The sequence below is a fragment of the Hymenobacter sp. YC55 genome (genome assembly GCF_029433095.1).
Taxonomy (GTDB): domain Bacteria; phylum Bacteroidota; class Bacteroidia; order Cytophagales; family Hymenobacteraceae; genus Hymenobacter.
The window spans coordinates 2,313,148-2,336,830 of the sequence record NZ_JARNTX010000001.1 but is presented as its reverse complement, the minus strand read 5'-3'; the positions used below and the strand labels follow the sequence as shown (position 1 = coordinate 2,336,830).

18 protein-coding genes are annotated in these 23,683 nt (G+C 56.1%); 7 read left to right on the top strand and 11 right to left on the bottom strand.

From position 1 onward, the window contains the following. Positions 1-14: 14 nt before the first annotated feature. From P1X16_RS09965 to P1X16_RS09940, 6 genes are all read right to left on the bottom strand, one after another. Positions 15-1,112 carry an AAA family ATPase gene (locus P1X16_RS09965; RefSeq protein WP_277228212.1) on the bottom strand — a complete coding sequence of 366 codons (1,098 nt, stop codon included), beginning with the start codon at positions 1,110-1,112 and terminating at the stop codon, positions 15-17. A gap of 348 nt (positions 1,113-1,460) precedes the next feature. Continuing rightward, on the bottom strand, positions 1,461-3,098 hold the full coding sequence (locus P1X16_RS09960) for a DUF5691 domain-containing protein (protein ID WP_277228209.1): 1,638 nt from the start codon (positions 3,096-3,098) through the stop codon (positions 1,461-1,463). 27 nt (positions 3,099-3,125) lie between these two features. After that, the gene (locus tag P1X16_RS09955) at positions 3,126-4,613 is read right to left on the bottom strand and encodes a hypothetical protein (RefSeq protein WP_277228207.1); all 1,488 of its coding nucleotides are present in this window, start codon (positions 4,611-4,613) and stop codon (positions 3,126-3,128) included. After that, positions 4,580-4,930 (bottom strand): hypothetical protein, encoded by a 351-nt coding sequence (locus tag P1X16_RS09950; protein ID WP_277228204.1) that lies wholly within the window; start codon positions 4,928-4,930, stop codon positions 4,580-4,582. The genes P1X16_RS09955 and P1X16_RS09950 overlap by 34 nt, the downstream gene beginning before the upstream one ends. A gap of 323 nt (positions 4,931-5,253) precedes the next feature. After that, the gene (locus P1X16_RS09945) at positions 5,254-5,829 is read right to left on the bottom strand and encodes a hypothetical protein (protein ID WP_277228201.1); all 576 of its coding nucleotides are present in this window, start codon (positions 5,827-5,829) and stop codon (positions 5,254-5,256) included. A gap of 127 nt (positions 5,830-5,956) precedes the next feature. Then, positions 5,957-8,257, bottom strand: coding sequence for an MMPL family transporter (locus P1X16_RS09940; RefSeq protein WP_277228198.1), 2,301 nt, complete (start codon positions 8,255-8,257; stop codon positions 5,957-5,959). Between the two features lie 215 nt (positions 8,258-8,472). Between P1X16_RS09940 and P1X16_RS09935 the strand changes: the two genes are divergently transcribed. From P1X16_RS09935 to P1X16_RS09925, 3 genes are all read left to right on the top strand, one after another. Then, positions 8,473-8,694: a hypothetical protein gene (locus P1X16_RS09935; RefSeq protein ID WP_277228195.1), complete on the top strand. Its 222-nt coding sequence runs from the start codon at positions 8,473-8,475 to the stop codon at positions 8,692-8,694. A 322-nt stretch (positions 8,695-9,016) separates the two neighbouring features. Beyond that, positions 9,017-10,516, top strand: coding sequence for a beta-lactamase family protein (locus P1X16_RS09930; RefSeq protein ID WP_277228192.1), 1,500 nt, complete (start codon positions 9,017-9,019; stop codon positions 10,514-10,516). Positions 10,517-11,250: 734 nt separating this feature from the next. Then, positions 11,251-12,045 (top strand): thymidylate synthase, encoded by a 795-nt coding sequence (locus P1X16_RS09925; RefSeq protein WP_277228188.1) that lies wholly within the window; start codon positions 11,251-11,253, stop codon positions 12,043-12,045. Between the two features lie 422 nt (positions 12,046-12,467). On the opposite strand, the gene P1X16_RS09920 is transcribed toward P1X16_RS09925, so the two are convergent. The 5 genes from P1X16_RS09920 to P1X16_RS09900 form a co-directional block, all read right to left on the bottom strand. Further along, positions 12,468-13,277 (bottom strand): aminotransferase class IV, encoded by an 810-nt coding sequence (locus P1X16_RS09920; RefSeq protein WP_277228184.1) that lies wholly within the window; start codon positions 13,275-13,277, stop codon positions 12,468-12,470. 112 nt (positions 13,278-13,389) lie between these two features. Continuing rightward, on the bottom strand, positions 13,390-14,523 hold the full coding sequence (gene dprA, locus P1X16_RS09915; RefSeq protein ID WP_277228180.1) for a DNA-processing protein DprA: 1,134 nt from the start codon (positions 14,521-14,523) through the stop codon (positions 13,390-13,392). 16 nt (positions 14,524-14,539) lie between these two features. Then, positions 14,540-14,854 carry a hypothetical protein gene (locus tag P1X16_RS09910; protein WP_277228178.1) on the bottom strand — a complete coding sequence of 105 codons (315 nt, stop codon included), beginning with the start codon at positions 14,852-14,854 and terminating at the stop codon, positions 14,540-14,542. A 95-nt stretch (positions 14,855-14,949) separates the two neighbouring features. Then, positions 14,950-15,309: a MerR family transcriptional regulator gene (locus P1X16_RS09905; protein WP_277228175.1), complete on the bottom strand. Its 360-nt coding sequence runs from the start codon at positions 15,307-15,309 to the stop codon at positions 14,950-14,952. A 99-nt stretch (positions 15,310-15,408) separates the two neighbouring features. Continuing rightward, positions 15,409-16,512, bottom strand: coding sequence for a glycosyl hydrolase 53 family protein (locus P1X16_RS09900; protein WP_277228172.1), 1,104 nt, complete (start codon positions 16,510-16,512; stop codon positions 15,409-15,411). A gap of 174 nt (positions 16,513-16,686) precedes the next feature. On the opposite strand from P1X16_RS09900, the gene alaS reads away from it, so the two are divergent. The 4 genes from alaS to gatB all read left to right on the top strand — a co-directional run bounded on the left by alaS (position 16,687) and on the right by gatB (position 23,492). Beyond that, entirely contained in the window at positions 16,687-19,368 is a 2,682-nt protein-coding gene (gene alaS / locus P1X16_RS09895; RefSeq protein ID WP_277228170.1) for an alanine--tRNA ligase, read from the top strand. A gap of 740 nt (positions 19,369-20,108) precedes the next feature. Further along, positions 20,109-20,852, top strand: coding sequence for an energy transducer TonB (locus P1X16_RS09890; protein ID WP_277228167.1), 744 nt, complete (start codon positions 20,109-20,111; stop codon positions 20,850-20,852). A gap of 22 nt (positions 20,853-20,874) precedes the next feature. After that, on the top strand, positions 20,875-21,840 hold the full coding sequence (locus P1X16_RS09885) for a hypothetical protein (protein ID WP_277228164.1): 966 nt from the start codon (positions 20,875-20,877) through the stop codon (positions 21,838-21,840). A gap of 194 nt (positions 21,841-22,034) precedes the next feature. Further along, complete coding sequence (gene gatB, locus P1X16_RS09880) at positions 22,035-23,492, top strand: Asp-tRNA(Asn)/Glu-tRNA(Gln) amidotransferase subunit GatB (protein ID WP_277228160.1); 1,458 nt, start codon at positions 22,035-22,037, stop codon at positions 23,490-23,492. The last annotated feature ends 191 nt before the right edge of the window (positions 23,493-23,683 follow it).

Sequence of the window (23,683 nt, the reverse complement as noted above, 5' to 3'; positions counted from 1 at the left end):
TAAATATATTCAGTCTACTCCACCACCTCTCGGCAGGCGCGGTACAGGTCTTTCCAGCCGTCGCGCTCTTTCACTACGGTTTCCAGGTATTCCAGCCAGACGGTGCGGTCCTGCACGGGGTCTTTCACCACGGCGCCGGTAAGGCCGGCGGCCAAGTCGTGGGCGCGGAGGCTGCCGTCGCCGAAGTAGGCGGCTAGGGCCAGGCCGCTGTTCATCACGGATATGGCTTCGCCGGTGCTCAAGGTGCCGCTCGGGCTTTTGAGCTTGGTTTTGCCGTTCTCGGTCACGCCGCTGCGCAGTTCCCGGAAGATGGTCACGAGGCGGTTGATTTGCTCGACGGCGGGCGCTTCTACGGGTAGTTGGAGTGCCTTGCCTTGTTTGGCTACCCGAGTCTGCACAATGCGTACTTCCTCGGTCAGGTCGGTGGGTAGGGGAAGTACCACGGTGTTGAAGCGGCGACGCAGGGCGCTGCTGAGCTCATTCACGCCCTTGTCCCGGTCGTTGGCGGTGGCAATGACGTTGAAGCCGCGCGCGGCCTGCACCTCGGTGGCGAGTTCGGGGATGGGCAGCACCTTTTCCGAGAGCATGGTAATGAGCGTGTCTTGCACGTCGGAGGGGATGCGGGTAAGTTCTTCGAGGCGCACGAGGCTGCCTTCCTGCATGCCCTTGAACAGCGGCGAAGGCACCAGCGCGCCCAATGAAGGCCCTTCGGCAATGAGGCGGGCGTAGTTCCAGGAGTAGCGGATGGCGTCTTCGGAGGTGCCCGCCGTGCCCTGCACCAACAGGTTGGAGTGCCCGCTGATGGCCGCCACCAGATGCTCGGAAACCCAACTTTTGGCTGTGCCCGGCACCCCAAGCAGCAGCAAGGCACGGTCGGTGGCGAGGGTGGCTACCGCAATTTCCATTAGCCGCCGCTGCCCGATGTACTTCGGCTCGATTTCAAACCCGTTGTCGAGCTTGCCGCCCAACAAGTACGTGACCACAGCCCACGGTGAGAGTTTCCAGTTGGTGGGTTTGGGCCGGTCATCAACAGCGGCCAGCGCGGCTAGTTCTTCGGCATATAGGACTTCGGCATGCGGACGGAGCAGGTTTTCAGTTGACGTGGCGGACATATAGGATAAGTTGAGGTAATGAAAGGAGAGAAGGTGAGAGGAGGATGGGAATCAAAGTCAAGAAAGCCAAAAGTTAATTTCCCTCAGAAGAGGAGCGGGATAAGGGTGGTTGATAGACCTTATTTATCTAGCACGTCATGCTGAGCGCAGCCAAAGCATCTCGCGTGCTGACGTTGCCATGCTAAATGATTTTACCACACTAGCGAGATGCTTCGACTTCGGCTGCGCCTCCGCTCAGCATGACAGTTACTTTGGCAATGTCAGCACGCGAGATGCTTTGGCTGCGCTCAGCATGACGGTTGCTTTTACAACATCAGCTACCACAACTCAACCGCCACTACATCCCGCTCATTTGAAATGTGTAGCTTCCTCTTCTAGCGAAGCGGCCAGTTCGGCGCGGAAGCGTAGGATTTCGAGCATGTTATGGACGCTGTTTTGGAAGGTGCTGTGCACTTCGGGCAGGGCGAGCAGGGTGGTTTCCACTAGGGGCGCGTCGGTGGGGTTGAGGGCCGGGGCGAGGTGCTGACTGATGAAGTAGCTGAGTTGGTAGAGGTCGGTGTGGAACCGTTCGAGGGTGGCCGAGTTTGCTAGTTTGGCACTCAGACTGTGCAGGACCTCGGTGGTTAGCTCACGGGGCCAGGGCGTGGGGAGTTGGAGCAGGTCGTCGGTCCAGTTGGGCTCCTGGCGCCGGACGCGCAGCAATATGGGCTTGAGTAGCAGTTCTTGCCGAGTGGCCACGGGTAGCAACTCGGTGAGGGCCGCCCAATCGATGTTGCGGTCGGCGTGGGCTTTTTGGAGCGTGGGCCGATGGTGCAGCCACAGTTTCAGGAAGGCGGCCGCAAAATCGAGGTCGTGGTGAGTGAGGGTGCTGATGGCCCAGCACGGCAACAGCGGCACCGCCCATTCCGAGGCCAAGGCAGCGGCCAACAACTCCTCGGCCGAAACGCCTAAATGAGCTGTCCAGCGGCTAGGGGGGAGCAGTGCCAGCATATTGCCCAGCCGGATGGCGCTCGGACCAAGCGGAGTGGCCCGGTTGCCGGTGCCCGAATAGTAGGCGTATTGATCGTTTTTCTCTTCGATGCCATCGGCCAGCCAGCTTTTGTCCCAGGTAGGCGGCAGCGTAACTTCCAGTGTGGTTTTGCCTAGGCCCAACAGGCCGCGCTTCACCGCAAGCAGCGGCGCGGACCGCGCCCACAGCCGCTCCACCAGCGCCGAGTTGGGCAGCCGCACCAGCAGCCCAGCGGCTTGGCGGCGCACTTCCTGGCCTCGGGCGCGGAGCAGGGTTTCCAGCACGGGTTCGGAGTCGGGGTGCAGGTAGTCGGCCAGGATTTCCAGAAACGCTTCCTGCGCTTTGGCAGGCTCAGTAGGCAGGGCAGCGAGCAATAAAGCGCGGGTCGTGTCGGCGTCTTGACGGAAGCGGGACCGCAGCCAGGCGCGCCGCTCCGATAAGGTACCGGTTTCCCAGCGCTGCAAGTCAGGGGCGTCGGCATCAGGCGGGGCCAGCAGGCTCTTCCACTCCGGATTGAGACTCGCCAACCAACGGCCCCGGGTGCCGGCCACTGGTTCCAGCACAGCCGCCGTTTCAACTGACTGCTTGGCGTGGCGCAACAGGTGCGCCAGAAACGAATCGGGTACCCGGCGCCCAACAGCCGCTACTTGACGTAGGTAGTCGGGCAGCAACTCCACAAACAGCTCATCCACCACTAGGCGTTGCAGGCAAGCCGTACCGAGTGGGCCAAGTGGTGGCAGCGGGTCGGGCGGGGCCGGTACGGGGGCGGCTACAGTTGCTGTGGGCAGCTGGTGGCCCGCGCGGCGCATCAGGGCCAATGCCCCGGCGGCCAGCAGCACCTGCTGTTCGCGGTCCTCGCTGGTGACGGTGTCGGCAGTGGCTAGCACGGCGGGCACTGGTTCACCACTCTGGCGAGTGCCTAGCAGCGCTACCCGGAGCAGTTGAGGCCACGAAGCCTGCGGGTGAGAAGTGGTCATAGAGCGGTGATTATTTCTGCTTCAAATTCAAGCTCCTAGCGGCTGGCCCGTCTCCTCGCTAACGAAATAAGTTAACAAGTGAAAGGTGCGGCCATTCCATTCGCCAAACACCTTCATAGGCTGGCCGCCGCTGTGCGCTAGCAGTTGCCAGCCGGTTTCTGCTTCCAGCCGCAGCGGGAGCGTTGTTGGTTCGGTGGCGTGGTGCAGCACCCACGCGTCGGCGGCGGGGAGGTAGGTGGGCAGCACTTCTTGTAAAGTGGTGGGCCACTGCCGCAGCCACGGATGCCGGGCCAACGCCGTGGCGTACTCGTCGAGGAGCTGCGTTAGGCTCTGGCCGGGCGGATCAACGTCGGGCGGGGCGGGGTTCACCACCGTAAGGGCAACGGGAATAGCGCGCAACGCAAGCAGCCCGGGGTAGAATACCAATTCGCCAGCATACACGACATTGGGGGCCAGAGAGGTAGCAAAACGCTGGCCGCCAAATGCGTATTCCAATACCAGGGCGTAGCGGCGCGTGTGGCGGCCCCACAGCCAGGCGCGCCGTACCGTTAGGCGTTCTTCCTCTTCGATGTGCAAACCCACTACCTGCCACTCGTCCGCCACGGCGGGTTGGCGAGTCAGCAGGTCTTCTTTCTTGGTGTTGACACCGACCTGCTGCAGAATTTCCTCGCGGGCGTCCGGCGTTTGGTGGTCGAGGCGCTGGAAAGCGCGCAGCAGCAAATACAGCTCGCCGAGGCGGGATAGCAGCCGCTCAGGCCAATCAGGGCCACTGTGGCAGAGGCCCGGCAACTCCCGCACGATGCTGGCCAACCCGGGCAGCTGATTGTCGACGAGGCGGGCCGCGGGAGCTTCCCAATAGCTGTGGGGCTGGCTTTTCGCAACGGCGGTGCCCGCCCGCACCAGGTCGAGCAGCCAGTCTTCTAGCTCGCTGGCACCTTGGGCCATGCGGGCTAGCCGCTTTTGCAGCGCCTGGTTGGTTTTAGCACTGGCGGGGCCTTCTGCTGCTTCGCTTTCTTCCGTAGCCAGCAGAGAGGGCATAGATTCTTCAGCGGCCTCAGTTGGCTTTGGGGCGGCTTTGGTGGTTTTCTTTTCTTGGGTTTGCTGGCGCTTTTCCAGCCATTCTTCCAGCCATGGAGGGGGAACCGTACTACCGAAAAGCTGTGGCTGGCGGGCTAGCAATAGCAGCAGGCCAGCGCCATGTTTGCACGGAAACACCCGGCTCGGGCAGGAGCACTTAAAGGCCGGTTCGGTCAGGTCGATGCTGGTTTGGTAGGGCTTGGAGCCACTGCCTTTGCATTCGCCCCAGGCGGCGGTAGCAGTTTGGCCTAGGTTGCTCCATTTGGCGGGGCCGGCTAGTTCGAGGCCCCGTTTCAGGGTGCCAGAGTCGGTTATCAGGGCGCGGGCCTGTTCTTCGGTCCAGGTCAAGGAGGCAGGAGTTATGCCCGCCGAAGCGGAGCGGTAGACCCCGGCAAAGTAGTGGTTCAGACCGGAAATTCCGCGCCGCAGTTCGGGCATTTGTGCAGGACGGTGCCCGCATAAAACAGCCGTTTCCACCACGCCGGATGCTCGCTGATGGGCGGATCAGGAGTGCCACACTTCGGGCAGCGCAAGGCCCGTAAGCTGAGGCGCTCAGCCTCAAATGCTTCCACCGTTTCCCGCGCCGCCTCGGCTTCCGTTTCCTCTATCCAAAGCTGGTAATACATGCCCTCACCATAAGGAAACGTAGGCGGCCCGGCTGATTTCACCAACGCTATGATGTCCACCTCCCGCAGGTCGTTGTAGAGCGCCACCGCCTCGGCGTAGGTTAGGTAGTCGGCAGCGGGGACGAGCATGGGTTGTGGTTTGCGTGGTGCTAGGTATACTTAACAAGCTTTTCGAAGCATCGCGCGTGCTGAGGTTGCCAAATTACTTCTCTGTCATCCTGAGCTTGCGAAGGACCTTCTCACGCGTGAACAAGTTGTTGTTTCGACAGTCGTTTTGTAGGCATAAGGTCCTTCGCAAGCTCAGGATGACAGGCGTGAGTTGTTGAACGAATGGTCAACCGTCCCTAACCTCTCCTCATCTGAGGGGAACTAGCTCCTTAGCTTTTCTAGACTTTTAGCTCTAGAGGTGTAGCACCTCTGGCCAGGTTACGTTGATCAGCAGAGGCGTTTGGCTACTTCCGGCGGCGTTTGGGAGCCAACTGTTGGCCGCGCAGCTTCACTACGTACCCTAGCAAGCCTAAGCTTACTACTGCTAAGCCGGCGGCTAGCAGGTCGCGGCTGGTGCGTTCTTCAATGGCTTCTTCGGCGGCGGCTTGTAGCTCTACTAGTTTCTTCTGGCGCTGTTTGTCGCGGAGCTGGAGGTTGGCAATCTGGTTTTCCAGTTCGTAGAAGCGTTGTCGGGTGCTGCTTTGGTCGCTGCGGGCTACGGTTACCTGCTGCTTCACCTGCTGGTTTTCGGCCAGGATGTTGGCGGTGCGGCGCAGAGTAGCGGCCTGCACGGCGCGCACTATTTCGGTGTCTTTGCGGATAATGCCTTTCAGGGCGGCTACCACTTCTTCAAGGTCTTTCTTGCTTGGCTTGTTGCCGAACAGGCTGTTGCGTTGGGCGTTGGCTTCTTCGTATTGCCGCACCATCTGCTCCCGCTCTTTAATTAGCGGCGTCAGCGGGTCAGTAGCCAGGGTGTCGGTGGGCGTTTGGGCGTGAGCGGCGAAAGAAATCAGGAAAAGGAAGGGGAGGAGACGTTTCATACCTGCAAATATGCGCGGACGTTATTTCCCGCCTAGCATGTGGCTTTTTTTGCAGGCTAACGCACAAAACCACTCTATGCGTGCGTCAGCACAATACGCTGTGCTCTGCCAGGAAGCCTCTAGTTACTCACCCGCCTAGTGCCGGGACGGGCTGCCGAATTTCTTTGGGCCGGTGCCGGTAGAAAGCCAGAATCAGAATTGGGAGCAACGTCAGCTCGGCTACTACCCCAAACAGCAGCGTGAGCCCAATCAGCAGACCCACGTAGAACGTGCCGTCAAACGACGAGAAGATTAGGGTGGAAAAGCCACCCACCAATATCAACGACGTGACAATGACGGCCTTGCCAGCCAGCAGGTACGTGTGTCGCACTGCCTTAAACAGGTTGGGTTCCTTGAGCAAGGTCAGCTTGAGCTTGCTGATGAAGTGAATAGTATCATCCACTGCAATGCCGAAGGCAATGGTGAAAATGATGCTGGTGCTCACCTTCATGCTGACGCCGGCCAAGCCCATAACGCCCGCCACAATGAGAATGGGCACCAGGTTCGGAATCAGCACCACCAGCGTCATGCGCAAGCTCCGGAACAAGGCCAGCACAATCAGCGTCACCATCACAATGTCGATGGTCATGCCAGTTATCATGTTCAGCGTCAGATTCTCGTTGTTTTTGTCGATGAGGTTAGCCGAACCCGTGAGGCGGGTTTGCAGGATGCTAGCATCAGTGTTCTGGCGCAGAAACGTGCGCAGATCGGCATTAAGCTTATCGGCCCGAATGCTGCCCACATCCGGCATACGGCCGGTCAGGCGGCCTTCGGTGCCATCGGGCAGCACCAGCGCCCGAAACTCGGGCTTCTTCCGAAACAGCTTGATCTTGCTGGTGATGCGCCGCAGCGCCGCTTCCGATTCGGGCAGGCGGTACTCGCTCAGTAAGCCGCCATTTAGCGCTTTGCGCACCGACTTTACCAGCGTAACCGGCGAGGCCACGAAGTTCAGCCCAAACTTTTCGGTCAGGTAGGTTTCTATTTCTTCGGTTTCGCGCAGCACTGCCAGGTCGTAGATGTTGCGGCCAGGTGCCGGCTTTAAATCCAGCTCGAAGGGCCGCACGCCCGCAAACTGCCGCTCGAAAAACTGGAAATCCAGCTTCACCGGGTCGTTCTTGGAAAGGTCGTCGAGCAGGGCCGAGTTGATGCGGATACGGGAGGCCGAGGCCACTGAGCCGATCAGCAGTAGTGCGCTAATGCCCACTACCCATTGCCGCCGCGCCAGCACCCGCCGAAACAGCTTGCCTAGCACGCCGTCCCAGCTGTGGCCTTCCGCGCGGGGTATGCGCAGTTGCGGCTTGCGCAAGAGCAGCAGCATGGCCGGTAGCAGCGTGAAGCTGAGCGCAAACGTGAGCAGCACGGCAATGCCCGTAAACAGCCCAAAGTTATAAATCGGCCGGATGGTGCTGGTCATCAGCGTGAAAAAGCCGATGCTGGTCGTCAGGGCCGAAAGCCCCGATCCAAACCCCGATTCCTTGAGCGCAATCCACAGCGAATCTTTCTTGGAGGCACCGTAGCCGAGCTCCGTGACGTAGCGCGTGATAATGTGAATGGTATCCGACATGCCCACCACGAACAGCATCACCGGCAGCAAGGCCGTCATCAAATCAATACTAACGCCGCAGGCACTCATCAGCCCCAAACCCCACAAGATGGCGCCTAGTACCACCACCAAGGGCAGCACCACGCCCCACCACGTCCGGAACGTGAGCCAGAGCAGACCCGTCACGAGCACCACCGAGAGGCTCATAAACACCATCAGCTCCATTTGCAGCCGGTCCACGAACACCGATTGGGCCACCATCTTGCCGGCCATGTGGTACTCGCTTTCCTGGAAGCCTTGGCGCTTCAGCTCGGTGCGCACCGCCGCCAAGAGCGAGTCGCCGGGCGGTTTGCTGAGGTTAGGCGAGGTTTGAAACAGGATTGTGACGGCCCGCGCATCACGCGAAATTAGGTTGCCCACTAGCCCCGGCGTGCGGTATACGAGCGTGGAGTCCTGCGCCCGGCGGCTCGGGTCGGTGGGGTTCAGGTACGGAATGTTGAACACGCCCAAGCCTTCCACTACCGGGTTGCTGGCCGTGGTAGGAGACGAAACCTGCGTCACGTGCCGCCGTTGCCCAATAAAGCGCGTCAGCGAATCAACCCGGGTAAGAAACTTGGGCTCGAATACGGTCTGGCCGGCCGGGGCTTCCAGACCGAGCAGTACGTAGTCATTGTCGTTGCCGAAGCGGGCCGAGTACTGCTGGTAGTAGTCCAGGTCCGGGTCGCCGGCGGGGTAGAAGTCGTTGAAGTTGTAGTTGAACCGCAGCTGCGCCACGAAAAACAACGCCAGCCCCGACACCAGCGCCAAGGCAAACAAAACACTATAACTGAGTTTACGAAGCGGCATAGAGAGTACCACCAAGCTCCAGCTCGGTGAATCAATGAACGGCGGAAAGCACGCCTTTGCAACAAACAACGTTCGGCGACGCGCGAAGCTGGAGCTAAACGCACCTTGGTAAGACCTTATTTGCTACCTTGGGTTCGGTGGCTGCCGAGTTTAAGGCACAGAGAAGCCAACCGTCATTTTCCTCGTTTTGTTTCCACTCTTATCGTAATATCCGTATGAAAAACGCCCTTCTCGCCCTTGCTCTGTTCGCCTTCGTTGGCACCGCCTCTGCCCACGGCGACAAAGACGCCAAGAAAGGCAAAAAAAGCGCCGCCAAAACCGAGTGCTCGGAAGCCCAGAAAACTGCCATGGGTGGTTCCTGCTGCATGAAGAAAGGCACCAAAACCGCCGCTGTTACGCCGGCTCCATCGGCAACTCCCGCTGCCAAGGCGCTGTAGCGAACTATTATTGCTTTAAACAGCAAAGCCGCTGTCCTTAATGGGATAGCGGCTTTGTCCTTTTAATGGTAGTCCACGTCAGTAGGCCCTGACGACGCAGTAGAGACGCGACACTTCGCGTCTCGGCGTTGCTGAGGTTGTTCAGCCTGATATGTTTGGGACGGGTCGTTCAACGCCGAGACGCGAAGTGTCGTGTCTCTACTGCGTTCGGGGTAGCCAAGCTATTAGAGTACAGCAATAGGCTATGCTGACAAGTAAATAGTAGTGCAGCATGTTGTAACCTTTTAGTAATCGAAAGGTGTCCCGCGAAAATTAAACCGCTATGACTGCAAACCGCTGCGCTATTCTCTCGTGTGTACTTGCCTTGACTTTTCACTTCGCCATTGGGCAATCCACGGTCCCGGCAGCAAATAGCTACTCCAAAAAGCAGCTAGACTTAGTTGTGCAGCGGGAGGGAGAGGCCTTTATCAAAGAACCAACCCGAGTAGGACTTTCGATAGGTATTATCAAAGACAAGCAAACCTATTTCTACAATTTTGGCACCACCGAAAAGGGAACGAGTAAGGCACCAACCCAAAACACCATCTACGAAATCGGCTCGGTTAGCAAAACGTTTGCTAGCCTGTTGCTGGCGCATGCGGTGACGGAAAAGCGGGTAAGCCTGGACGATGACGTGCGAAAGTATCTGAAAGAGGCTTATCCTAACCTGGCCTACGCCGGCAAGCCAATCAGGCTGGTGCATTTGGCCAACACCACTTCCGCCTTGCCCGACAACATACCCGACAGAACCACCATTCTGCAACAAGCCAACCCCGATTCAATACCGGCCCTTATTCTTAAAGCTTCTAGCACCTACACCAAGCAGGATTTCTACGCCGACTTACATGCCGTTAAACTCGATACTGTGCCCGGCCTGATTCCGCGGCATTCCAATGCGGGAGCGCAACTGCTGGCGTACATCCTCGAAAGCGTCTATCAGACGCCGTACGAGAAGCTGGTGGAAAACTACATTGAAAAGCCGCTGCAAATGCGGAGCACCACCAGTGTGAAAGCCGGCAACTTGCTGGCGGTTGGCCACAACGAAAAGGGCAGCCGCATGCCTTACCACTTCCTAGACAACTTGGAGCCCTCGGGTGGTTTGCGGTACAGCACGGCTGACATGGTGAAGTATCTGGCTTACCAGCTCGCAGAAACCGATAAAGCTGTAGCTCTGAGTCATCAGCCTACGTGGGGAAGCCTAGACGAAGAGGCCCTTGGCTTGAACTGGAGCATACGCAAGACCACAGACAACAAGCGTCAGCTTTTGCACACGGGCGGCACTTTTGGGTTTGCCAGCTACTGCAGCTTCTATCCGGAACTCGGCTTTGGCATTGTAGTACTGTCCAACGAATCGGACAGGGGCACACAAGGTCGGCTTTATGAAGTAGCCGACCAGATAGTAGCCGGTATCTACGGCGTGCCACCCGGCCTTCAAGCTTTCCAAAGCAGCTTGGCCACAAACGACTACACCCATGCCCTCGACGCATACAAAGCCGTTAAGAAAAAGCATCCGGAGCTGCACCTATCCGAAGAGTACGTAAATGAGTGGGGTTATAGGCTGGCCCGCGATGGCAAATCCAAACAGGCTATCGAGCTATTCAAATTGAATGTTAGCCTGCACCCCAACAGCTGGAATACCTATGACAGCTTAGCAGAAGCCTACGAAATGAATGGCAACAGCACGCTGGCTGTCACCAACTACAAGCAGTCGTTGGCCCTGAATCCAAAGAATGTTGGCGCGGTGGAGCACCTCAAGAAACTAGGTGCAATAGCTGGCAAGTAGATATTGCCGAGCGAGGGACGGTAGAAGACAAGTGTAAGTAAATAAAACGTCATGCTGAAATAGATAAATAGTACTATTCGAAAGGTGCTGCCTATAGACCCTAGTATAATCAACATTGGAGGTGCGGCCAGTTACTTTTAGAATACATGCAGTGAATCCAACGGATCTGAGGGAAGTTTTGCTAGCATTGCTTTCATCTATACATAGCAGTTTCTGAGAGTGCACTGAGTAAGCCTTTATAGTTAGTTTATGATAAATTTTAAGCGTAGTCTCGTGTATAAGCTGTTAGTTATTATTATAATACTGTCGTCGGGGTATTTCCTGATAAGTATTATAAATGTGATGGATAATGCAGCAGCACGGGCAGCATGTGAAGCAAAATCGGCTATAGTGATGCGAGCTATAGATTGGAAGGGACGAGTAGTTTTCAGTTCTGCGCTCAAAACTTATGTGGTTAGCTACTTTCACCCAGGTTCTATCGATGGTATAGATGAGGGTATTGTGTGTACCCTACCATCACATTTGCAACGACATGGCCAGTTGGTAACCTTTAGCGGCAACTATCGGACCTACACAGGTCTAGTCAAACCACTATTTGGTGGCCAAGGATATTATTATTTGGAACTGACCAACATTCAGGCTCGGTAGTAGGCAAAAAGACAACCAGTTGAATTATACTGTCGCTTAAACAGGTTTCTTTACTTTTGAGCCGTATCCCAATCAGCTCCCTGCTCATGCGCCAATATCTCGACCTCGTCCGCCACATCCTCGACCACGGCACCCCGAAAACCGACCGTACGGGTACGGGCACGCTCTCGGTATTTGGCCCGCAGATGCGGTTTGATCTGGCGCAGGGCTTCCCGTTGGTCACCACCAAAAAGGTGCACCTCAAGAGCATCATCCACGAGTTGCTGTGGTTTCTGCGCGGCGACACCAACAACAATTCGTTGGAGGAAGTAGGCGTGAAGATTTGGCGCGAATGGGCCGATGCCGATGGAAGCCTAGGTCCCATTTACGGCCAGCAGTGGCGCAGCTGGCAAGCCCCCGACGGCCGGAGCATCGACCAAATAGCCGAAATGGTGCGTCTGCTCCGTACGCAGCCTGATTCTCGGCGCATGGTGGTATCGGCCTGGAACGTGGCCGACCTCCCGCAAATGCGCCTCACGCCCTGCCATGCGCTGTTCCAGTTCTACGTGGCTGAGGGGCGGCTTTCGTGCCAGCTCTACCAGCGTTCCGCCGACGTGTTCCTGGGTGTGCCCTTCAATATTGCTTCCTACGCCTTGCTTACGCTGATGATGGCGCAGGTAACCGATCTGCAACCCGGCGAGTTTATCTGGACCGGCGGCGACACGCACCTTTACAGCAACCACCTCGAACAAGCCCGCCTTCAACTCACCCGGGAGCCGCATCCGTTACCCCAAATGCGCCTCAACCCCGAGGTGAGGGACATCTTCTCGTTTCAGTTTGAAGATTTTCAACTAGAAAACTACGAGTCGTGGCCAGCTATTAAAGCACCAGTAGCAGTTTAGTTGCATTAAAGCAAGATGGATATTTTCACTTGTTGGTGTGTTGCTTGTGGGTAGCAGCAGGCAGGGTATTGCTTTGACTTTTACTCACGCAGTAGACTGTTTTTATAAAATGCAGTCAATCAGTCAATTGTACAGCTAATAACTCGATTCTTGCCTTATTAGAAAAATTCAATCAAAGCGTAATAGTGCAAAATATGATTTGGGTCTGTACCTTACGGGTCATGAACTCAAAAGCTCTATCTTGCACAAACCCAAGTCCGCTTTCCCGTCGGCACCGGGCTTTGATTGCTCTTTATTCATTAGCTAGTAATGCGCAAGATCGACTTGAAATCTTGCGCCTTAATGAAGTAACCGAGGAAGATCTAAACGAATTCGAGGAGAGTTGGCGGGTGCTGTGTGGGCGTCCGCTGCACCCCAACTACCTATTGCCCCGCCTCCCAACCGCGGATAGAGACTAGGAGTGGGGACACCGTATCCCACTGAACCTCACCTATGCTGCTTAGCACCCGTATGCCGGCCACGTTAGCGGTAAACACAGTTTCCGCTCGCAATAGGGCCGCGGGCTGAAATAGTCCTTCGCGGTACTCCAATCCATGCTTTTCCGCTACTTGCAGCAAGTGTGCACGTCGTACTCCCGCTACGCATCCCGTAGTCAAGGTGGGAGTAAACAGGCAGTTGTCGGATATCCAGAAAATGGCTGCCGACACGGTTTCGGCCACGTGGCCGGCGGTATCCAGTAATATCAGTTCGTTGAGGCTGCGTTGGGTTCTTTCCCGAGCGGCTAGCACGTACGTCAAGCTTTCGGGGCCTTTGCAGAAAGAAACCAGCGAAAGCCGGGTTTGGACCGTTTCGGCAAAGCCAGCCGTAGCTAGCGGCGCATCGTTGGGCTGAAATGGCCGCACTGTGGCTAGCCAGCTACACTCAGTGGTTTCGGGAGCGTATAAGCCGCCGCCGCTGCGCCACATTTGCAACCGAAGACGGTGCACACTGCCGGTTGCCAATCTGCTTAAGGTGTGCGTCAGGCTTTCGGCCATGGCTAGCTCAGACGGTAATGTAAGGTCTAATGCAGCGGCGGCACGTTGCATCCGGGCCAGGTGGTACGGTAGGTACCGAATACCCCCGTCTGCCCACACGAGGGTTTCAAAGAACCCGTCATTAAAAAACAATCCCCGGTTTGGCAGGGTCAGCGCAAAATCTTCATCAAGTAGTAGCTGGCCGTTGTAGAGGAGCATTTCTTGGATCTATCAGGTATGAGTGCAGGTGCCCGTCAGCGGTTGCTCGTTGCTATTTTCCACTAGAAAGCGTGCTTAACCATTAATAGAGCCAACCAGCAACCGCAGCACCTTACAGCAAGGTGAATCGCTTACCAGGCAACGCCTTCACAACATTTTGAAATTCGAGGCCAAGGAGAAGAGAGGCTACTTGGTGCATAGGTAACTGCGTTTTCCATGCTAGGTTATCGATATGCTCCTCCTTTGTGGCTTGCAGCACCTCGATTACGCTAAACTCGGCTGGCGTGAAATCCGCTGAATTATGAATTGCCGGACCTTTGTGCTTGCCATGAAACTGCAAAGCCGAATCCCAATTAAGCTGCTGCTCTAGGTCCTGGGGCTCAGAGTAAAGAGCGGCTTTGTTTGCCTTGATGAGCTCGTGGCAGCCCTCCGAAGCCACCGAGCCGAGCGGGCCAGGCACGGCCAGCACGTCCCGGTTGTAGCCCATTGCCAAATCGGCGGTGATAAGCGCGCCTCCTTTCTTGGCCGCTTCCACTACCACCGTGCCATCCGACAGTCCGGCAATAATTCGATTTCTCGACGGAAAATTGTATTTGTCGGGCTGGGTGCCAAACGGAAATTCGGTAAGCAAACCGCCCTGGGTACGCATCTTTTCGGCAGTTTTGCGATGAGCCGGCGGGTAGATAATGTCCAATCCCGTAGCCATGACACCTACGGTCTCCAAGCCTTCCTGCAAGGCGGCACGGTGGGCCGCAATGTCGATGCCATAGGCCAGGCCACTTACCACCAGGGGGCGGTGCTGTACTAGGCCTTGCACCAGCCGCTCGGTTTGTTCGCGGCCATAGTCAGTAGCCTTGCGGGTGCCAACGAGGGCAATAATCTTTGGTTGGTTGAGGTCGGCAGTACCTTGGTAGTAGAGCAGCGCAGGAGCGTCAGGAATTTGCTTTAGCCGCCCTGGAAACTGCTTGGAGGTGTAAAAAAGCAACTGTGTGCCCTCTTTCTCCGCTTTGCGCAGAATGCTCTCAGCTTGATTCAGGGCCGCCGTGCGGTCGGCTCCCGTCAGGATCGCCACCGTAGCCGGCCCCACGCCCGGAATCTTGCGCAGCTTGCCGGGTGGCAGATGCAGCACATTCTTGGCCGAACCGCCGTAGCTCATTAGCTGCCGGGTCATCTGCGGCCCGATGTTAGGGAAAAGAGTAAGAGCGACTTCGTATAGTAGGGTATCGTCGGGAGTAGAAATAGGCATAAATTGAAATAGTGACTTATTCTAAATTATTGTACCAGCACCAATCCGGAGCTTCTTGCACTTTTTTCGCAAACTCATGCCCGGATACTAATGTGCCAAAATCATTGTCTATCAAATAGTCAGGAGAGTTAGCAATATGTACCAAAGCTTTCTTGATGAACTCAATTCCCCGATAGGTTAAGCTATACACATAGGGTGTTCGATGGAAGTACGCTTTGACGCGTTGCAGGTCCACCTCTTCCCAACCTATATCTTCTACAGCGCCAGCGTATTCAAAATATATTCGGTTCCCATTTGCCAATTCTGCACTAAAGTCTTCGGTGTCTGACATGAGCTGAAGTGCAGCATTAGGAAAATAATGACGTATTAGGCTCTGAAAGTGAGGTAGCAAAGCATCTGTGCCTGCAATCACCATTACTGATTCCATTACCCCTGCGCCTTTCCGATGGCATCCAGTTCTTTCTTCATTGTGATTAAGAACTTGCGCACTTTTTCCAGGCTCTGAATCACGTCGATTTTCTCTTTGAGCTGGGGGCCTTTCTGCTTGATCATGTCGCGGGCGCCGGGAATGGTGTAGCCGCGCTCCTTCACGAGGTGGTAGATGGTGCGGAAAATATCGATGTCCTGGGGCGTGTAGAGGCGGTTGCCCTTCTTGCTTTTGCGCGGGCGCAGTTCCTCGAATTCGGTTTCCCAGAAACGAATCAGCGACGGGGCCACATTGAATTGGGCTGCCACCTCACCGATGGTGAAATATTGTTTTTCGATGTCGCGCTCTTTGTATGGCATAAAAGGTAGGCGGAGCGCTAGGGTTAAGTAATGGCGCTGGAAAGACTGCCCGAAGATAAAGCGGAAGAAAATACCTCCTCCACTACGGCGCAAGCTAAATTACTTCAGCTTATACTTTTTACTTACTTCGTCATAAATCAGCAATAGGTCGTTGGCTTGGCCTTGCTTGTCGAAGATTTGCTCCCACGTGTTCAGCGGCTCCCAGATAAACGTGCCTTTGCCTTTGTTATTAGGCAGGTTAAAGGCGATTTCATTCACTTCGCGCTTGAGCTCCGAGTACTCCACTACTACCACGTCCTGCGGGTAGCGCCGAGTCAGGTCGGTCAGGTTTTGCTGCAACTCGGGAAGGGTGCGGTGCCACTTGGGGTAGTACGATTGGCCAATAACGTCGCAGGTCACGCCGCGGGCAAACATCTGATCCAGCCAGTACACCGATTGCTCGTTCTGGCCGCCCAGGGCAATGTGTAGCATGATAACACTCTTTGGCGCCACTTCGCGCACCGCTGAAACACCAGCCTTTAAAAGTCCGGCTAGGTTGTCGAGCTTCGCCACGCTGTCGGCGCTGTGCACGTCGCCATCGGGCCAGAGCAGGCCGTGGTTTATTTCGTTGCCTACCTGCACCATGTCGGGCGGGGTGCCTTGGGCGTTGAGGGCCAGCAGCACGTCGCGGGTGTAGTCGTGCATGGCTTGAGTGAGCTGGGCGCCGTGCAAGTTCTTCCAGGCTTCGGGCTTGAACTGCTTTTGCGGGTCGGCCCAGGTGTCGCTGTAGTGAAAGTCGAGCAGGAGCTTCAGCCCGGCCTTCTTGGTGCGGTAGGCCATTTCCAAGGTGTGGGCCAAGTCGCAGAAGCCTTTTTGGGGCGAGTAACCGCTATCGGCCGCTGGGTTGTTGAACAGGCGCAGCCGGATGTAATTGAAGCCGTGGTCTTTTAGAATCTGAATGGCGTCTTTCTGCTGGCCTTTGTCAGAGAACTTCACGCCCCTTGCTTCCAGCTGCGGCAAAAACGAAATATCAGCCCCGAGCATCTTGCCAATTTTCTTCCTGGGCCCACCCAGGCTGGTGGCTGATTTGGAAGGCGTCTGTGGCTTAATTGATTGTGCATCAGCTGTAAAAACAACATGTAGCAGCAAGAGCGCGCCCACTAGTTGCCGCAGGAAGGTAGCTGTTTGGTGAAAAGAGGGGAGAGGTAACGGGGAGATTTTCATAATCAAACGCAAAAAAGGAGCGTGAATACTCCGCAATACGCACTGCTTCGACTTCCGAGCGAAGTGGCTACATTTGCAGGAATTGCCTTTCAGCCCCATCATATGGGTTTCTGATGCGGCAAAGTAGCTAAAATTGCCGCTGCCGTAGTTGCGGCGCGCCCTACCTTCTTTCTCATGTCACTGCCCACCGCCAGTCACGTTCGCCAGCAATTCCTCGATTTCTTTGCTTCCAAAGGCCACCACATCGTGCCCTCGGCCCCTATTGTGGTGAAGGACGACCCGACGCTGCTCTTCATCAACTCGGGCATGGCCCCGTTCAAGGATTTCTTCCTCGGCAACAAGCCCGCGCCCTTCAAGCGCATTGCTGATACGCAAAAGTGCCTGCGCGTGTCGGGCAAGCACAACGACTTGGAAGAGGTCGGCTACGACACCTACCACCACACCATGTTCGAGATGCTCGGCAACTGGTCGTTCGGTGACTACTTTAAGAAGGACGCTATTGCCTGGGCCTGGGAATTGCTTACCGACGTGTTCAAGCTGCCCAAAGACCGCCTCTACGTCACCTATTTCGAGGGCGACAAAGGCGACGGCCTCGGCCCTGATACCGAAACCCAGGACCTGTGGCGCCAGTACGTGGCCGAGGAGCGCATCCTGCCCGGCAACAAAAAGGACAACTTCTGGGAGATGGGCGACACCGGCCCGTGCGGCCCCTGCACCGAAATCCACATCGACCTGCGCGACGAAGCCGAGGTAGCCGCCAAGTCGGGCCGGGAACTAGTAAACGCCGACCACCCCCAAGTGGTGGAAATCTGGAACAATGTGTTCATGGAGTTTGAGCGCCGTGCCGACAAGTCGCTGTTAAAGCTGCCGCAACAGAACGTGGATACCGGCATGGGCTTCGAGCGGTTGATGATGGCTGTGTCGGGCGTGAAGTCCAATTACGACACCGACGTTTTCCAGCCGCTCATTCAGTTCATTGCCAAAGAAGTCGGCCTGGAATATCACGGCACCTCGCCAGCCACGGTCAACGACCAGCCCGCTACCGAGAACGAAAAGACCGATATTGCTATCCGCGTCATTGCCGACCACATCCGGACGATCAGCTTCACGATTGCCGATGGGCAGCTGCCGAGCAACGTTAAGGCTGGCTATGTAATCCGCCGCATCCTGCGCCGGGCGGTGCGCTATGCCTTCTCGTCGCTGAACCAGAAGCAGCCCTTCCTATATAAGTTGGTGCCGGTGCTGGCCGACCAGATGGCTAACATCTTCCCCGAGCTGAAAGCACAGCAGCAATTCGTGCAGCGCGTAATCGAGGAAGAAGAAATTGCCTTCCTCAAAACGCTGGAAACTGGTTTGCGTCGCCTCGATGCCCTAGAGGAAACCGCCAAAGCCAACGGCAACCGCATCGACGGCAAAACGGCCTTCGAACTCTCTGATACCTTCGGTTTCCCGCTCGACCTCACTGCTCTTATAGCTCGTGAAAAAGGCTTGACAGTGGACGAGGAAGGCTTCAAGGTGGAGCTAGAAGCGCAGAAAAACCGCTCCCGCAATGCGCAGGAAGCCGAGCAGAGTGACTGGACCATTGTGACGCCATCGGACGAGCAGCCGGCTTTCGTCGGCTACGACCAGGACGAGGCTCCGGCCCGCATCCTGCGCTACCGCCGCACCGACCGCAAAGGCAAAACCGAATACCAGGTGGTGCTCGACCAAACGCCGTTTTACGCCGAGCAGGGCGGTCAGATTGGCGACACCGGCTACTTGGAGTCGGCGCTGAGCAAGGTGCGCGTGCTGGACACCAAAAAGGAAAACGACCTCATCGTGCACACGGTGTTGGATCTGCCGCAGGACCTGGACGCCGAGTTCACGGCCCGCTACGACCACGCCCGCCGCGCCCAGATCCAGCGCAACCACACTGCTACGCACCTGCTGCAAGCCGCCCTGCGCGACGTAGTAGGCACCCACGTAGCGCAGAAAGGCTCACTCGTGAACGAGAAGCTGCTCCGCTTCGACTTCTCGCACTTCACCAAAGTCACCGACGACCAGCTACGGCAGGTGGAAACCATCGTCAATGAGAAAATCCGCCAGCAAATCCCGCTCGATGAGCGCCGCAACGTGCCCATTGCCGATGCCAAAAACCTCGGCGCTACGGCGCTGTTCGGCGAGAAATACGGCGACTTCGTGCGCGTCATCACCTTCGACAAGGACTTCTCGGTGGAGCTTTGCGGCGGCACCCACGTGCGCACCACCGGCGACATCGGCTACTTCAAAATCACGGCGGAAAGCGCCGTGGGCGCTGGCGTGCGCCGCATCGAGGCCGTAACCGCGGAGGCTGCCGAAAGCTACGTGAACCAGCAACTCGACCTGCTGGCCCAGGTGCGCGAAGCCCTTGGTAACCCGCAGCAGCTGCTAACCAGCATCGAGAAGCTGAGCGAGGAAACGGCCAGCTTGCGTAAGCAAATCGAGCAGTTCGCTCAGCAAAGCATCAACCAGCAGAAAGAACAGCTAGTAGGTCAGGTGAAACCCCTCGGCGAAGTCAACTTCCTGGCGGCTCAGGTGCAGGTAACGTCGGCCGATGGCTTGAAAACGCTTGCCTTTAACCTGCGCCAAGCTGTTCCTAACCTGGTGGCCGTGCTCGGTGCCGAAATCGACGGCAAGCCCCAACTGGCTGTGATGCTGGATGATGAGCTAGCCAAAGGCGGGAAGCTGAATGCAGCAACGCTGGTGCGGGAACTGGCCAAGGAAATCCAGGGCGGCGGCGGCGGACAGCCGTTTTTCGCCACGGCCGGCGGCAAGAACGTGGCCGGTTTGGGCGCGGCCATCAGCAAAGCCGAGGAATTGGTTGCTAAGTCGTTGTAAGTGAATTTTAGATTGGTTTAAAGTATTGTCATGCTGAGCTTGCCGAAGCATCTGGCGTGCTGACGCAGGATTAGTAATCCAGCGTCAGCACGCCAGATGCTTCGGCAAGCTCAGCATGACGTTCTTGCTATATTGTGTATACTTTAGAGTAAAGCAAATAGAAAGGGCCCGGTTGTACTTTGGTGCGGCCGGGCCCTTTGTTGTTACCTCTTGAGTACCATAGGGTAGAGTTGGCCTAGCGCAGCTAAAACCGGTCTAGGGCTGTGCTTGCTAGTGTCAGGCGGTTGTTTTCTTGGTTTTGATGTAGTCGTTCAATATCTGTTCCAGCACGTCGAGTAGGAGCCGTTCTTCAACACGACATTGTGAAAATCAAGCAGGTCGAATTCTAATTCCAGGGTTTGCTTAGCCCGCACTTGCAACTCCAAAATTTTGAACAGCAGGCTTGGCTGGACATAACTATGTAGCGCTCCACTTCGGCCTCTACGTCTGATAAGGCCATGCCGGTAATGCGGCGCATGTAGTTGACGCCAAGAAGTATCTGTTACCTAAACTGTACCCATCACCTTCAGTATTAGATACTACCTCTAGTATAGGTATATAGAAGTGTTGCTTGGCAACCGAAGCGCTGCCTATCTTGCCAGGAAATATTGCCGGGCAATTCTATTATTATGATCGAAGAGATAGTAACCATAGCTAGACGCTAAACAGCTTGCTGTAGATTATCAGGTATTAGGTTTTACATGAATTACTATAGTCTTCTAATAGTGGGCTGTCTGCTGACAGTTAACACTAAAACTGCCGCTCAATCTATTAATGCGTATTTCAAGGCCCAGCCAGGCAGCCACAGTGATGTTGATTTTGGCAATGGGTTGAAGTCGCGCACTGATACGGTGCGCGGTACGAATGGGGCAGCGGCAATTATTCGGTATTACGCCAGTGGGCAGAAACAAGAGGAAATACCGTATCTGCTTTCGCGCAAAAACGAGCTGCACGGCACCCAAACCCGCTGGTTTGAAAATGGGCGAGTGCAGGCCACGGAACAGTATGCCAACAACCAGCGGCACGGCCAGTTGCTGACCTATTACCCTAACGGCACGCTACGGCGCCGGGAAGAGTACCAACAGGGCAAGCAAGTGAAAGCCGAGTGTTTTGCCGCCGATGGCAAACCCGTTCCCTATTTTGATTATCTACAATTCCCTGAATACCCCGGCGGACTGCTGAAACTGCTCGGAGCCATCCAGAGCAACACGAAGTATCCCGACGAGGCGCTACGCAATGAGGAGGAAGGAAAAGTGCTAGTTGATTTTGTGGTGAGCAGTAGGGGAGTGGTGCAGGATGCCCGCATCAGGAAAAGCGTCAGTCCCATACTCGACCAGGAGGCGTTGCGCGTGGTGAACAGCCTTAGAGGCTGGAAACCCGCTCGGCTTGATGGGGAGCTAACGAATGTATTATTCACGTTGCCAGTCACTTTTACAATCAACTAATTCCGTTTACTCACCTTTTTGTATGCGTTTTTTTACCCTTGCCACGGCCGTGTTGGCGGCCGGTTTATCTTTCACCGCTTCCGCCCAGGTGTTCACCGACCCCGGCGCTTACAACAATGCTATTATAGCCGAGCAGCGGGCCATGCTCAAGAAAAACCTGCGCTACATCAGCAAATCAGCCCACTCCGACAACGAGAAGAAGATTGATGCCAAGCGCCTCGACCTGATCAAGCAAACCGAGGCCTCGCTGAACAAAGTGGCCAAGATGCCCGCTTTCGAGGACGATAAAGGGTTCAAAGAGCAAGCCACCGAAGCCTTTTACCAACTGCTGAAAATTTACTCCGAGGACTATAAAGCCGTGGATATGCTGGCCGCTACCCGGACAGCAACCATCGAAAATATGGAGCAGTACTTCCGGCTTCAGGAAATTGCCGAAGCCAAGCTTCAGGTGGTCAACGACAGCGTGGATGCCGCCCAGCGCCGGTTTGCTAAGCGTCATAAAATGACCTTTTCTGAAGACCCGGAAGGCAAGCGCCTCGCCAACTATATGCGGCAGGTTTCGGAGGTGAATACTTATCAGCACAAAGTGTATTTGGCGCAGTTTCGGGTGGAAAAGGCCAATGCCCGCCTCACGGATGCCCTTAACTCGCAGAACGCGGAAGCCTTCGAGCAGGCGCGCTTGCAGTTGATAGAAGACACCAAAGCCGCAACGGCCGGACTGACAGCCATTACGCCTTTCCGCGGCAAAGACGCCCAATACCGCGACGCGGCCCGCAACTTGGTGAAATTCTACGCGGCCTTCGCGGCCAATCAAGCCGCCCAGATGAAAGTGCTAATGGAGCGCAAAGACAGCTTCACCAAAGCCGACGCCGACAAGTTCAACGGCTTCATCAGCCTCTATAACTCGCAAAATCAGAAGCTATCTACGGCTTACAACCAAGCCGGCAACAACTTCCAGGCTACCTACATTCCCGTGTTCAACGACTAGGTATCGGGCCATTGGTTGCTGATCGGGCTTAGCTGTTAAGCGTAGGAAAAGACTTTTTCAGGTTGGAACTAAGGGTGAAGCCACAGCCGGTTCCGATGTGAAAAGGTCTTTTTGCTGTTGTAATCGGGATACTTTTTCTCGGATAGATAGTTTTAACTTGCAGCCCGGCGGCCTACCCGCCCACATTACTACGTATGGACGAAAGCATCAAAGCGAAATACCAGCCCGTCATCGGCCTCGAAGTGCACGCGCAGCTGCTCACGCACAGCAAAATGTATTCTTCGGACGAGAATGAGTACGGCGCGCTGCCCAACAACAACTTGAGCGTTATTACCCTGGGCCACCCTGGCACGCTGCCCCGCGTGAACTACACGGCCGTGGAATACGCCATGAAAATGGGCTTGGCTACCAACTGCCACATCCGCCGCGACAATCTGTTTGCGCGCAAAAACTACTTCTACCCCGACCTTCCCAAGGGCTACCAAATCACCCAGGACAAAACGCCCATCTGCTATGAAGGGCACGTGGAAGTGCGCCTTTCCGACGGCTCCACCAAGCAAATTGGCGTGACGCGCATTCACATGGAGGAAGACGCTGGCAAGAGCATGCACTTGGCCGGCGAGGTGGAAACCCTTGTGGATTTGAACCGCGCGGGCGTGCCGCTGATTGAAATCGTGTCGGAGCCGGACATTCGGAATGCCGAGGAAGCGTATGCCTACCTCACCGAAATCAAAAAGCTGGTCGAATACCTCGAAATCTGCGACGGCAACATGGAAGAAGGCTCGCTGCGCTGCGACGCCAACATTTCCGTGATGCTTAAGGGGGCCGACAAGTTCGGGACCAAGGTGGAGGTGAAGAACATGAACTCGTTCCGCAACGTGCAGCGCGCCATCGACTACGAAATCGAGCGGCAAATCGAGATGCTGGAGCGGGGCGAGGTTATCGACAGCGAAACCCGCGGCTTCGATGCGGCCACCGGCACCACCGGCGGGCAGCGCAGCAAGGAAACCATGAACGACTACCGCTACTTCCCGGAGCCCGATTTGCCCCCGGTAGTCATTGATGATGAGTGGCTGCACCGCGTGCAGGCCGAACTGCCGGCCTTGCCGCAGCAGCTCTACACCCGTTTCACCGGTGAACTAGGCCTATCGGATTATGACGCCTCAGTACTGACAGTGGAGAAAGACGTGGCGTTGTTTTTTGACGAACTGACCCGCCTGACCCCAAACGCCAAAGCGGCGGCCAACTGGGTGCAAGGCCCCGTGAAGTCATTCCTGAACGAGCGGGCCCTCACCATGGCGGAGTTCCCGCTCACCACGCAGCACCTGGCTGACATCATCGAACTGATTGACGCCAACAAGGTCAGCCACTCGGTAGCCTCCAAGCAGCTTTTCCCCTACCTGCTCGACAATCCCACGCAAACTGCGGCCGCCGCGGCCGAAGCCCAGGGGCTATTACAGCAGTCAGACAGCGGGGCGCTGGAAGCTATGATTCAGCAGGTGCTGGACGCCAATCCGGCAAAAGTAGCCGAGTACCGCGCTGGTAAGAAGTCGTTGACCGGCATGTTCATGGGTGAACTGATGAAGCTGACCGGTGGCAAAGCCGATCCGAAGCTCGCTAACCAACTGCTACGCCAGAAGCTCGACGCTTAACTAGCAAGCCTGCCTCGATTGAAAAGCACAGATTACCAAGGTAGTCTGTGCTTTTATGCTTTATAAGTATGTGGGTAATCAAAATCCTGCCGATCAGAAAGGGAGGCAACCACAGCTTATTTGACACTGTCGCGGAGGCCGTTGCAGCTCACCTAGGAACTAAGGCGCAACTTTTCGGTTTTCAGTAGCAA

Excerpts from the sequence above, each read along its gene's own strand:
- P1X16_RS09920 (WP_277228184.1), bottom strand. The coding sequence starts at position 13,277 with ATGCTCCTCTACAACGGCCAGCTACTACTTGATGAAGATTTTGCGCTG.
- P1X16_RS09930 (WP_277228192.1), top strand. The coding sequence starts at position 9,017 with ATGACTGCAAACCGCTGCGCTATTCTCTCGTGTGTACTTGCCTTGACT.
- P1X16_RS09890 (WP_277228167.1), top strand. The coding sequence starts at position 20,109 with ATGAATTACTATAGTCTTCTAATAGTGGGCTGTCTGCTGACAGTTAAC.
- P1X16_RS09905 (WP_277228175.1), bottom strand. The coding sequence starts at position 15,309 with ATGCCATACAAAGAGCGCGACATCGAAAAACAATATTTCACCATCGGT.
- P1X16_RS09885 (WP_277228164.1), top strand. The coding sequence starts at position 20,875 with ATGCGTTTTTTTACCCTTGCCACGGCCGTGTTGGCGGCCGGTTTATCT.
- dprA (WP_277228180.1), bottom strand. The coding sequence starts at position 14,523 with ATGCCTATTTCTACTCCCGACGATACCCTACTATACGAAGTCGCTCTT.
- P1X16_RS09910 (WP_277228178.1), bottom strand. The coding sequence starts at position 14,854 with ATGTCAGACACCGAAGACTTTAGTGCAGAATTGGCAAATGGGAACCGA.
- P1X16_RS09940 (WP_277228198.1), bottom strand. The coding sequence starts at position 8,257 with ATGCCGCTTCGTAAACTCAGTTATAGTGTTTTGTTTGCCTTGGCGCTG.
- P1X16_RS09935 (WP_277228195.1), top strand. The coding sequence starts at position 8,473 with ATGAAAAACGCCCTTCTCGCCCTTGCTCTGTTCGCCTTCGTTGGCACC.
- P1X16_RS09965 (WP_277228212.1), bottom strand. The coding sequence starts at position 1,112 with ATGTCCGCCACGTCAACTGAAAACCTGCTCCGTCCGCATGCCGAAGTC.
- alaS (WP_277228170.1), top strand. The coding sequence starts at position 16,687 with ATGTCACTGCCCACCGCCAGTCACGTTCGCCAGCAATTCCTCGATTTC.
- P1X16_RS09945 (WP_277228201.1), bottom strand. The coding sequence starts at position 5,829 with ATGAAACGTCTCCTCCCCTTCCTTTTCCTGATTTCTTTCGCCGCTCAC.
- P1X16_RS09900 (WP_277228172.1), bottom strand. The coding sequence starts at position 16,512 with ATGAAAATCTCCCCGTTACCTCTCCCCTCTTTTCACCAAACAGCTACC.
- P1X16_RS09960 (WP_277228209.1), bottom strand. The coding sequence starts at position 3,098 with ATGACCACTTCTCACCCGCAGGCTTCGTGGCCTCAACTGCTCCGGGTA.
- P1X16_RS09950 (WP_277228204.1), bottom strand. The coding sequence starts at position 4,930 with ATGCTCGTCCCCGCTGCCGACTACCTAACCTACGCCGAGGCGGTGGCG.
- P1X16_RS09925 (WP_277228188.1), top strand. The coding sequence starts at position 11,251 with ATGCGCCAATATCTCGACCTCGTCCGCCACATCCTCGACCACGGCACC.
- gatB (WP_277228160.1), top strand. The coding sequence starts at position 22,035 with ATGGACGAAAGCATCAAAGCGAAATACCAGCCCGTCATCGGCCTCGAA.
- P1X16_RS09955 (WP_277228207.1), bottom strand. The coding sequence starts at position 4,613 with ATGCCCGAACTGCGGCGCGGAATTTCCGGTCTGAACCACTACTTTGCC.